This window comes from Vibrio sp. V08_P9A1T1 (genome assembly GCF_963874405.1).
In the GTDB taxonomy this organism is placed as follows: domain Bacteria; phylum Pseudomonadota; class Gammaproteobacteria; order Enterobacterales; family Vibrionaceae; genus Vibrio; species Vibrio anguillarum.
On record NZ_CAWNIB010000030.1, the window covers coordinates 1 to 10281 of the forward strand.

Consider the following 10281-nt stretch of genomic DNA (forward strand, 5'->3'; position numbering starts at 1 on the left):
TTTGAAGGTCATGTGCATAGATGATGATGTTTTTATGCTTAAAGCCATTGCTCGTTTGATCAGGCGTATTCGTCCAGAATGGGAAATTATACTCGTTTCAGAGCCACTAAATTGGTTGTCAGAATGGAATAAGTATAATTGCCAACCGCCAGCCATTATCATTTCAGATTTACTCATGCCGCATAAATGTGGCGATGAGCTGTTAGAAGAGGTAAAGCAGACTTACCCGCAAGTAGTGAGAGCTCTTTTAACTGGGAATACGCAGGAGAATTTGCCTCAAAAAGCGCATGCGTATTCCCACTTCGTTCTGCCTAAGCCATTCACACAAGAGGACTTTGAACGCTTATTTGAATGTACCGAACGTCTTTATCAAATGCCGTTTAACAATGAGTGCCGAACTAAACTCGGAAGTTTGAAAGATCTTCCGGTATTACCCAATTCGATACACCGTTTACAACAAACTATTGCCTCTCCTACTTGTGATCTTCAATCAATCGCAGACACCATTAGCCATGAGCCTGTATTAGTCGCACGAGTGTTTCAAATTGCCAATTCTTCTTACTTGGGTTTTCGTCGAACCACAGATTCATTATCGGAAGCTGTTGGACGTTTAGGTGCGACTTTAGTGGAGAGCATCGCCATATCGTTATTGAGCCATCACGCTAACAGCTTAGTTTCAAAAAAGGCCCACCAAGATATTTCAGAACAGGCGCTGAGGGTGAGCTATATATCCCGTTTACTGGCTAAAAACTTGGGGTACTCCCTACAAGATAAAGATCGGGTGTTTGTCTCAAGCTTGCTTACCGCAATCGGAAAATTGATTTTGATGGAGGAAGGCGCTGATATCCATAATGTTGATTCTTTCTTAGAGCTTCAACAAGAATATGCTGATTACTACATAGTAACGGCATACATGCTGATGATATGGGGATACGGTTCAGAGATTGGAGAGATCGTTCTTAATCAAAGTAAGAGTGATTTTTTTTCAGATGACAAATCTGTTGTACTTGGAAGTATTGTGGGGCTTGCAAATCGCATAGAAGCATGTAGGGAAAATGAGAGCTACCAAACACTGATTGACGGTGTACCAAGTTCCATTGCAAGCGTATTAGTTGAGCTAAAACCCATATTTATTGAGTAATTATATAATTACTTTTTTTGATTAGAGGGAGCGAGCATGGCAATTAAAATTACAATAGCAGACGATTCAAAGATGTCGAGAAAAGCGGTAATGAGGGCGATTCCTGAAGAGTGGGATGTAGAAATCAGCGAAGCCCAAAATGGCAAAGAAGCCCTAGTCAATTACCAAAATGGGTGCGCTGAAGTGATGTTTTTAGATTTGACCATGCCAGAAATGGATGGCTTCCAAGTCCTAGAATATCTGCACAGCGTTGATGCTAAAAGCATTGTCATTGTCATTAGTGCCGATATTCAACCTTTTGCTCAGCAGCGCGTAAGAGAACTCGGTGCAGTCACCTTTTTGCAAAAACCACTTGACCCAGCACAGCTAAAACAAACATTGCACGAGGTAGGACTATTATGACAATGGCACTTTCAGAAGACCATAAAGACGCCCTGCAAGAATTTATGAATATCTCAATGGGCAGAGCAGCAAATAAACTGGCTACCTTGCTTAATTTGCACGTCACTATATCTGTACCCAGTATTGGAGTGGCAACGGATGAGGATTTAGCGCAACTGCAATCTTATGAAACCGATTATTACTACACTCGGCAGTCTTTTTTTGGTGGCATGGATGGTGAGTTAGTGACCTTAATGAGCAGAAAAGGCTGTGAACAGATAGTGAGCGATCTAAAACAATCAACAGGTGATGCTCAAGATGTCGTGAGCCTAGAGGAGAGCATTTTAGATATCTCGAATATTTTATCTGGTGCAAGTCTAAAGGGTCTATGTCAGCAAATAGACATAAAAACTAAAATTCAGTCTCCAGTGCTGTTTTATCCGTCAACACAGCCGCTTCCCATTTCTCAGTGGAAGCTATCTTTAATTATGGAAATTTCTTTTTTAGTCGAAAAAGCGTCATTCTCTGCTAAAACCATCATCTGTTTTGCAGACAACGAATTGGATAAGGTACTCATTCACCTCGATGAGTTGATGTAGGAGTTTGGAATGGGAAAAAGCCGCTTACTGCTTTCTGATCTGCTGGATCAACTCTCTTTTGCGTTGTGCATAGTACGACAGGATTACATTATCGTGAAAGCTAATGACTATTTCCAATCCCGAGTCATTTTTGATGGTGATGTGATGCAAGGAAAGAACATACTTGAACTATTTCCTCATTCCGCAGACTACCTTAAACGAAAAATTGATACGGCATTGGTGATTGAAACTTCAAGCTTTAGTAGCTGGGAGCAGAAGCCTCACCTATTGCCCTTTAAAAGTTCCCGCCCTGTATCGGGTGAAGAAGAACAGATGTATCAAGATTTGGAGATCATCCCTATTCATAGTGAAGATGGGACTATCGAGCATGTCTGTATATGTGTCTATGACGTAACGATACAAGCTAGCCAGCAGCAGGAACTTAAGCGCATTTCTCATCAATTAGAGCAAGAACATCAAGCGCAAAAAGTATTGATTAAAAAACTCGAAGATGCACAAGGACAACTACTGCAATCAGAGAAAATGGCCTCTATTGGGCAGCTTTCAGCAGGCATCGCCCATGAGATCAATAATCCAGTGGGGTTTATCACATCCAATATTCAAACACTGAGTGACTATTTTCAAACGCTAGCCGCCGTTTTAGAAGGGATAAAACAGCAGGTTTCACAAGCAAATGATACCGCTCTAGCGGCAAAGTGTGAGTCATTACTACAAGAGAAACAGATTGATTTTATTTTAGAAGATACGGCAGATTTGATTTCAGAATCACTAGAAGGTTCATCTCGAGTAATGGCCATTGTGAAAAATTTGAAAGAGTTTTCACACGTTGATGGTTCTGAATGGAGCTATGCAAATTTGGAAAACTGTATCGAATCAACGCTGAAAATCATCAATAACGAAATCAAATACAACATTACTTTAGAGAAGATATATCAAGAAAACGTACCTGACGTGTATTGCCAGCCAATGCAGATTAACCAAGTTCTTCTTAATATTCTTGTCAATGCAAGTCAGGCGATTGTCGGAGAAGGCACCATCACCATCTCATTAGCTAAGCTAAATGAGAAACAGGTTGAAATTCGCATTAAAGATACGGGAAGCGGTATTCCTGATGCGATTAAAGATCGCATCTTTGAACCCTTTTTTACCACCAAAGCGGTTGGGTCCGGCACAGGATTAGGTTTATCAGTTTCGTACGGGATCATCAATGGTCATAAAGGCACCATTGCAGTTCATAGCGAAGTGAATAAAGGTACTGAATTCATCATTACGTTGCCAATAGACGCAATCGAATTGGCTACACTAGCAATAGAGTGAAAATTATCGTTATTTGATTAGGGAGTATGCATGTGAGTAAAACCCAGCAACAGGAAGAAAATAGACGCTTTCAAGAAGAACACAGCTTGGACTCAACATTTCACTACGTCGTACTTTCTTTGCTAGGAGTTATGTTTTCAAATCAATCACAAGAAGACAAGTTAGATCAGTTTATTACTCATGTTCAGCCTTTATTCCCTAATACACATATCGTGCTATTTTCTTACAATTCTGAGCAGAGGCTCAAGATACTGCGTTCTAGTTTTCCAATCACCGATACAATTAAGTTAAGCACATACCCGGTCTTAGCCGATACGGAGTTTAGTTACTTCCCTGATTTAGCCAATGAGGCGGGGAAATTCTCAGACTATCACAATGACTTTCCTGCTTGGAAAAGTGGCGTTACCTTTTCCGTCTCCTCACTGACGCGGCGCTATAGCCTGTTTCTTGCGCGAACAACGCTGAATGCTTTTGACTTAAGTGAATTAGAAAAAATCCAAGAAGGCATGTTACTGGTTGAGATGGCCTTAAAATTACTGTCGTCTATGCGGGAGAGTAGTAGTGATCTTCAACGAAATGAGCAAGATGCAAAAAGGGTTTCTTTAGGTAAATTGGCCGCCGGTGTTGCGCATGAAATCAATAATCCACTCGGCTTTGTGATGAGTAATTTCAACACGTTAAGTTCCTATCTTGCCCAAGTGAAGGCACACCCAGAGATCCAGCAGATCAACGACCGTCAGTTGGCAGAAATACTTGATGATAGCGAGTCTATCATTGTGGAAAGTTTAGAGGGGCTTTCGCGTATTAAAAACATTGTAGCGAGCTTGAATGTGTATTATCACGAGTCCAAATTATCAGTTGGAATGGTCGATTTAAGAGACGTGGTTAGCTCTGCGACTAATATGGTGTTGGGTGAAATGAAGCTGAAAGCACGCTTAAATTATGAACCTCCTCAAATACCATTTTATGTTCTAGGGCAAACCCATAAGCTCCAACAAGTACTGATTAATTTGTTAGTCAATGCGTTACAGTCATTCTCTCATACTGATGGTGAAGTCACTGTCGCCTTGTATATGGAAAACAGCTTATTAATCGAGAATAAATCGAGTGTCTGTCTATCGGTATGCGATAACGGTAAAGGCATTTGTCCGGAAGATTTAGTGTACGTTTTTGATCCTTTTTTTACCACCAAGCGTATCGGTGATGGCGCAGGACTTGGATTATCTGTTGCGAAAGAAATCATAGAAGAGCACCTCGGGAAAATTGAAATTCAGTCGACGATAGGTCAAGGAACCTGCGTCTATATTCGTTTACCGCTTTATGTTGCACCTCATCATTCGATGAAAGGATTGGGGTAATTGTATGTTTCGATATAAAGAAATTCTGCTTGTAGATGATGAGCCAGCGGTACTTAAAGCTTTAACACGTGAACTCAAACCGCATTTTTCTGTGGTTCATTGTGCGAGTAGCGGCCTTGAGGCTCTGACTATTTTAGAGCGGCACCCTATCGAAATTGTGATTTCTGATTATCGAATGCCTAATATGGATGGGACAGAGCTGGTCGTCAATATTCGCAATAAGTATCCTCATGTTGTAACCATTATTCTATCTGGTCAAGCTGACATCAAAGGTTTGTCTCGTGCTTTGAACGAAGGGAAATTGCATCGTTTTCTCCAAAAACCATGGGATAGAGAGGAGCTGATTGAAACCATACGTTTGAGTTTATTGGAGCGTGAAGCATTGCTAGGTAGTGATGTGCTGACGAACTTAAAAAACCGGCGTACGTTAGATGAACAGATTATCGAATTGAAAAAACATGGTGACTCCTCATACGCTTTGGTCATGGTGAATATTGCTAATCTAGACGAAATTAACCATCAATACGGCGGAGCGCTTGGTAATCAATTTATTAAAACGCTGGCGTGGTATCTGAGTGATGGTAATACAGAGCCGGAAACCATATATCGCTACAAAGATAAGCTGTTTATGTGCATTCCATACAGCCCCAAAGGTTATCAAGTTGTGATGCGCCTATGTTCGCGACTCTCTCAGCCTGTTGAAGTCGACACACATCTTATTAAAACCAGATACACGGTTTTGCTCTGTGATGTCAAATCGTTGCATCAAGTCGATGATATATCTATTGCTGACCTTAATGAACGCTCGAGAGTGCGTTTGCACCATCAACTGCCAATTTACTGGCTCGATAATGATCCTCAATCCCGAGAGTTATTGGCGCTATTTTCTGTATTAAACGATATCGATAGACGCTATTTCTGCGCGTTTTATCAGCCGCAACTGTCGACGGTAACTGGTGATGTTTGTGGATTTGAAGCATTAGCTAGGCGCAAAACAGTTGAGAATGAGTGGCAATATCCAGCCAGTTTCTTACCCATAATTGAGCAGTATGGTTTAACTAAAGTGTTGACCGAAAAAATATTGGAAGACGTACTGATGTTCATCAAACAACATCAGAAACTAATTAAAGATCGAAATATCAGTGTTAATGTGCCTGGGAACATGTTGATAAATGGGCAATTTTACGAATTATTGACTAAGCTAACTACAAAGCTCAGTTGCGGTTTGAATAACTTGTCAATAGAGATAACGGAGCATGACTTTATTGAGGATTTTATTCAGGCGAAACAAGAACTCAGTAAACTGAAAGGGTTGGGATTGAGCTGTGCACTGGATGATTTTGGAACTGGATATGCGGGCTATGAATATCTGTGCGAAATGCCTTTCGATGTACTTAAAATTGATGGACGATTTGTTCAAGCAATTGGCAAATCAGCGTCCAATGAAGTTATTCTGAGGGCAATGATAGACAGTGCTGAATCACTTGAAATGGGAGTGATCGCCGAATGGGTTGATACTCAGGAGCAAGCGGATAAATTGAAAACCTTGGGCTGTTCCATTATCCAGGGGCATTTGGTGAGTCAGGCATTATCATCAGACGACGTGGTCAGTTATTTGTCTAGAATGGAGGAGGAACGATGGAAAATGTCGCACAAAAAATAGAGATTGGTGGTGATAGACTTAGCCTTCTGCTGCTAGATGATGAGAGCGAAATTCTAAAATCACTAACGAGGGTTTTGCGTACAGATTATGACATAGTTTCTTTTAATAGCGGAAAGGAAGCCTTGGAATATTTAGAGCAACATGAGGTCTCTATTATTATCTCTGATATGCGGATGCCAGAGATGGATGGTGCCGATTTTCTCGCAAAATCAAAAGAATTATATCCTGAGACGATTCGTATCCTGCTTACTGGATATAGTGATATTCAGTCAACCGTCAGGGCAGTAAATTCCGGCGGAATTCATACCTATATTGGCAAACCATGGGATAACGAAAACCTAAAATTGATCGTTTCAAAAGCAGCGGAGTTTTATCGTCTGACAAAAGAGCGAGAACATTTGGCTATCGAGTTAGAAAAACGCAATAGCGAGCTCGAAGTGGTGAATCTAGCCTTGGAAGACAATAATCGTAAGCTGGCTGAATTTAATCAAGATTTAGAGCAGAAGGTAAAAGAGAGAACGTTAGAGCTGCAATCATCTAATAAAAAGTTAGAACATTTATTGATAAGTCGTAACAAGACGTTTAAAGACATATTGGGTATGGTTACTGCAATCATTCAATATCGAACGGGACACCCAGCCGATCACGCAGAGCGTATTGCCAACCAAGCGAAGGTAGTAGCGCAGCGGTTAAAACTACCTGAAAGCCAAGTAAGTCATGTCTATTTGTGTGGTTTGATGCACCAAATAGGATTAATCGGTGCGAAAGATAAAGAACTTGAAAAGTTGATTGTTGATCCAGAAACCTCCATTCCTCAGAGTCCTAATGCCAACTCTGTATTAGGTGCCGAGATTTTAGGCCGAATTAAGCGCTTTGAACCACTAGTTGAGATCATTCGCCACCAAGATGAGTTGTATGACGGTACTGGTAAGCCAGGCCATTTACATGGTGAAGAAATACCTTTGTGTTCACGTATTATTAAAGTGGTTAAAGATTATGACTACTATATTGCATCACCAAATAATCCACGTCGTATGCATACCAAAAGTGCGCAGAGTTATATAAAAGAGCAGGCTGGAACCTTATATGACCCCACAGTCGTGGATGCTTTTTTAATGGTAGTAACTTCGTTAAAACACTTGGAGGATGGCCTAGAATTGTGCATTGGTTTGAGTGAAGTGAAACCGGGGATGAAAATTAAGCGTGATTTGTACTTACCCAATGGAAACTTAATGTTGACCGCTGGCAATCAAATTAACTCAGCTTTGTTGGCGAAATTAAAAGAGCTTGAAGAACAGACTAATATGCCAATCGCGGTTTACATCGGTTAACTTAAAAAGAGTGCCGCATCAGCAGCACTCAATTGAATCTTTTATTGTTTTGCAAACAGATAAGTACGGAACCCACCAATCAAGTTACGTGCTTTAAAGCCATTATTGGCCAGTTGGCGGTAGGCTACATTACCGCGCAACCCGACTTGGCAATAAATGACGATCTCTTTGTCTTTGGGCAGTTCATTCATACGTTGACGAAGTTGGTCAACCGGAATATTGATGTCGCCTTTGAGATGATTACCATTTTCACGTTCACTTGGATTACGTACATCCAAAATAATATGCGTGTCATTTAGCGAATCGATTTGATCAAAATGGATGGCTTTTGCATCGCCTTTCATTATATTTGTCGCGACAAAAGCTGCTTGGTTAATCACATCTTTCGCGCTGCCGTATGGTGGCGCGTAAGTCAGCTCTAAGTGTTGTAGTTGTTCTACTGTCATACCTGCACGTTGAGCGACAGCCATCACGTCGATACGCTTGTCGATGCCATCTTTACCAACCGCTTGTGCCCCGAAGATTTTGCCTGATTTTGGATCGAACAGCATTTTGAACGACACCACTTCAGCGCCCGGATAGTAGCTCGCATGGCTGGCTGTGTGAACGTACACTTTTTCGTAATCAACGCCGTCACGTTTTAGTTGCTTCTCATTTTTGCCTGTGGATGCCACGGCTAAGTCGAATATTTTACAGATTGCGGTTCCTTGTGTTCCTTGATAGGTTTCGTTACGACCAAGCATGTTATCAGCTGCCATGCGACCTTGGCGATTGGCAGGACCTGCGAGTGGAACCAGCGTTTGTTTGCCTGTAACAAAATCCTTTTCTTCGATCGCATCGCCGACGGCGTAAATCGCTGGATCGCTGGTCTGCATCTGTTCGTTCACCCAAATGCCACCAAGTTCACCGAGTTGTAAGCCCGCTTCAGCAGCCAGTTTGGTTTCTGGACGCACACCAATCGCCATAATCAGGATGTCAGTGGTGAGTATTTCACCATTGCTGAGCACAAGATCCAGTTCACCTTCGATGTGTTTGTGCTCCAGAGTTTCACCCGATTCTGTGCTAGGTAATGTCGCCGCTGGTTTATATTCGACCGATTTTAAAGCAACACCTAAACGTAAATCGATGCCTTTAGCGCGAATCTCCGCATGAGCAAAGCCCGCCATTTCACTATCGACAGGTGTCATTACCTGATCAGCCATTTCGATCAGCGTGGTTTTGATACCGAGGTGATGGAACGCTTCCATCATTTCCAAACCGATAAAACCACCGCCGACGACAGTTGCATGCTCAGGTTTATTCATTTGCAGCGTCTGGATGATTTTATCCATATCTGGAATGTTGCGCAGCGAATGGGTCAGTGGGTTTTGAATCCCAGGAATCGACGGGACAATAGGACCCGCTCCAGGGGAAAGCAGCAAAAAATCATAGCTTTCTTGGTACTCTGACTGATCGAGCAGATTGCGTACAGTGATGGTTTTCGCTGCACGATTAATGCGCAGCACTTCATTCATAGTGCGCACATCTACATTAAAACGCGCTAAAAAGCTTTCCGGTGTTTGTAGCAGCAAATTGCTGCGCTCTTTGATGTCACCGCCGATGTGATATGGCAAGCCACAGTTAGCAAATGAAACGAAGGGGCCCCGCTCAAACATAATGATTTCAGCTTCTTCGCTGAGTCGACGAGCACGAGCCGCTGCGGATGCACCACCCGCGACACCACCAATAATCACAATCTTAGTCATAAATTACTCCAGTAAAATTAAACAAAAGCGGCATGGTAAGGTAATTAAATCCTCAGTGCAGGCCAAGCTTTTTCAAGAAAAAGGCCGCTGGACAAATCCCTGTGAAAGCGCTTTGAATTAAGTTCACTCCAACAAATACCGTTAGCCAAATAAAGTTTGAATGGACAAACGTCGTTAAAATGATGGACAGCAAAACCATGCTGCCTGCTAATATTCTTACCCCATTTTCAATCGTCATGTTGTTACCCTCCGTTGTAAATTAAAGTCACTATAAATTTATTGATTAGCGATGTCTAATGTTAATTTATCTAATTTTGAATAAGCTAAATAAGCGTTGACTAAATCTTATTCATTAGTATTATCTAATTAAATGCAATGCGAAGGGGGAATGATGGAGATCACATCAGTCAATGTGGAGCAAATGAAAACAAATGCGATAGAGGTTTCAGAGTTGCTTAAAACGATGGCCCATCCTGAGCGTTTGATGGTGCTTTGCCAGTTAATTAATGGTGAGGTGGGCGTTGGAGAATTGCAGCAAAGCTCGATGTTAAGTCAATCAGCCTTTTCGCAACATTTAACCGTGCTTCGTAAGCAAAATATGATCAAAGCAAGAAAGGAGTCGCAGCAAGTCTTCTATTCGCTATCGGATCCGCGGGTTGTACAGCTTATTCAAAGTTTGCAGACCGTTTTTTGTAATTAGTTCATTTGTCATAGGTTAAAAGGATAAATAATGTTGTTTTCTATTC

10 protein-coding genes are annotated in these 10281 nt (G+C 41.6%); 8 read left to right on the forward strand and 2 right to left on the reverse strand.

Annotated elements, in window-relative coordinates; all coding sequences use genetic code 11:
• The first annotated feature begins 1 nt into the window (after position 1).
• From AACT21_RS01795 to AACT21_RS01825, 7 genes are read left to right on the forward strand one after another with little or no spacing between them, the layout of a single operon-like run.
• Positions 2 to 1141 (forward strand): HDOD domain-containing protein, encoded by a 1140-nt coding sequence (locus AACT21_RS01795; protein WP_254917191.1) that lies wholly within the window; start codon positions 2 to 4, stop codon positions 1139 to 1141.
• A gap of 36 nt (positions 1142 to 1177) precedes the next feature.
• A complete protein-coding gene (locus AACT21_RS01800) occupies positions 1178 to 1543 on the forward strand; it encodes a response regulator (RefSeq protein WP_013867878.1) in 366 nt (121 codons plus the stop codon).
• Positions 1540 to 2121, forward strand: coding sequence for a chemotaxis protein CheC (locus tag AACT21_RS01805; RefSeq protein ID WP_013867877.1), 582 nt, complete (start codon positions 1540 to 1542; stop codon positions 2119 to 2121). Before AACT21_RS01800 ends, AACT21_RS01805 begins: the two co-directional genes overlap by 4 nt.
• A 9-nt stretch (positions 2122 to 2130) precedes the next feature.
• Positions 2131 to 3438 carry a sensor histidine kinase gene (locus AACT21_RS01810; RefSeq protein WP_017047214.1) on the forward strand — a complete coding sequence of 436 codons (1308 nt, stop codon included), beginning with the start codon at positions 2131 to 2133 and terminating at the stop codon, positions 3436 to 3438.
• Between the two features lie 26 nt (positions 3439 to 3464).
• Positions 3465 to 4796, forward strand: coding sequence for a sensor histidine kinase (locus AACT21_RS01815; RefSeq protein ID WP_094147895.1), 1332 nt, complete (start codon positions 3465 to 3467; stop codon positions 4794 to 4796).
• 4 nt (positions 4797 to 4800) lie between these two features.
• The gene (locus tag AACT21_RS01820; RefSeq protein WP_094163980.1) at positions 4801 to 6459 is read left to right on the forward strand and encodes an EAL domain-containing protein; all 1659 of its coding nucleotides are present in this window, start codon (positions 4801 to 4803) and stop codon (positions 6457 to 6459) included.
• Positions 6435 to 7790 carry an HD domain-containing phosphohydrolase gene (locus tag AACT21_RS01825; RefSeq protein ID WP_047689711.1) on the forward strand — a complete coding sequence of 452 codons (1356 nt, stop codon included), beginning with the start codon at positions 6435 to 6437 and terminating at the stop codon, positions 7788 to 7790. Before AACT21_RS01820 ends, AACT21_RS01825 begins: the two co-directional genes overlap by 25 nt.
• 41 nt (positions 7791 to 7831) lie before the next feature.
• On the opposite strand, the gene AACT21_RS01830 is transcribed toward AACT21_RS01825, so the two are convergent.
• Positions 7832 to 9535: an FAD-dependent oxidoreductase gene (locus AACT21_RS01830; protein ID WP_094163981.1), complete on the reverse strand. Its 1704-nt coding sequence runs from the start codon at positions 9533 to 9535 to the stop codon at positions 7832 to 7834.
• A 52-nt stretch (positions 9536 to 9587) separates the two neighbouring features.
• The gene (locus tag AACT21_RS01835; protein ID WP_013867871.1) at positions 9588 to 9773 is read right to left on the reverse strand and encodes a YgaP family membrane protein; all 186 of its coding nucleotides are present in this window, start codon (positions 9771 to 9773) and stop codon (positions 9588 to 9590) included.
• A gap of 132 nt (positions 9774 to 9905) precedes the next feature.
• On the opposite strand from AACT21_RS01835, the gene AACT21_RS01840 reads away from it, so the two are divergent.
• Complete coding sequence (locus AACT21_RS01840; RefSeq protein ID WP_013867870.1) at positions 9906 to 10235, forward strand: ArsR/SmtB family transcription factor; 330 nt, start codon at positions 9906 to 9908, stop codon at positions 10233 to 10235.
• Positions 10236 to 10281 lie beyond the last annotated feature (46 nt).

Coding starts and splice junctions, on each gene's coding strand:
- AACT21_RS01800 (WP_013867878.1), top strand. CDS start 1,178: ATGGCAATTAAAATTACAATAGCAGACGATTCAAAGATGTCGAGAAAA.
- AACT21_RS01805 (WP_013867877.1), top strand. CDS start 1,540: ATGACAATGGCACTTTCAGAAGACCATAAAGACGCCCTGCAAGAATTT.
- AACT21_RS01810 (WP_017047214.1), top strand. CDS start 2,131: ATGGGAAAAAGCCGCTTACTGCTTTCTGATCTGCTGGATCAACTCTCT.
- AACT21_RS01815 (WP_094147895.1), top strand. CDS start 3,465: ATGCATGTGAGTAAAACCCAGCAACAGGAAGAAAATAGACGCTTTCAA.
- AACT21_RS01820 (WP_094163980.1), top strand. CDS start 4,801: ATGTTTCGATATAAAGAAATTCTGCTTGTAGATGATGAGCCAGCGGTA.
- AACT21_RS01825 (WP_047689711.1), top strand. CDS start 6,435: ATGGAAAATGTCGCACAAAAAATAGAGATTGGTGGTGATAGACTTAGC.
- AACT21_RS01830 (WP_094163981.1), bottom strand. CDS start 9,535: ATGACTAAGATTGTGATTATTGGTGGTGTCGCGGGTGGTGCATCCGCA.
- AACT21_RS01835 (WP_013867871.1), bottom strand. CDS start 9,773: ATGACGATTGAAAATGGGGTAAGAATATTAGCAGGCAGCATGGTTTTG.
- AACT21_RS01840 (WP_013867870.1), top strand. CDS start 9,906: ATGCAATGCGAAGGGGGAATGATGGAGATCACATCAGTCAATGTGGAG.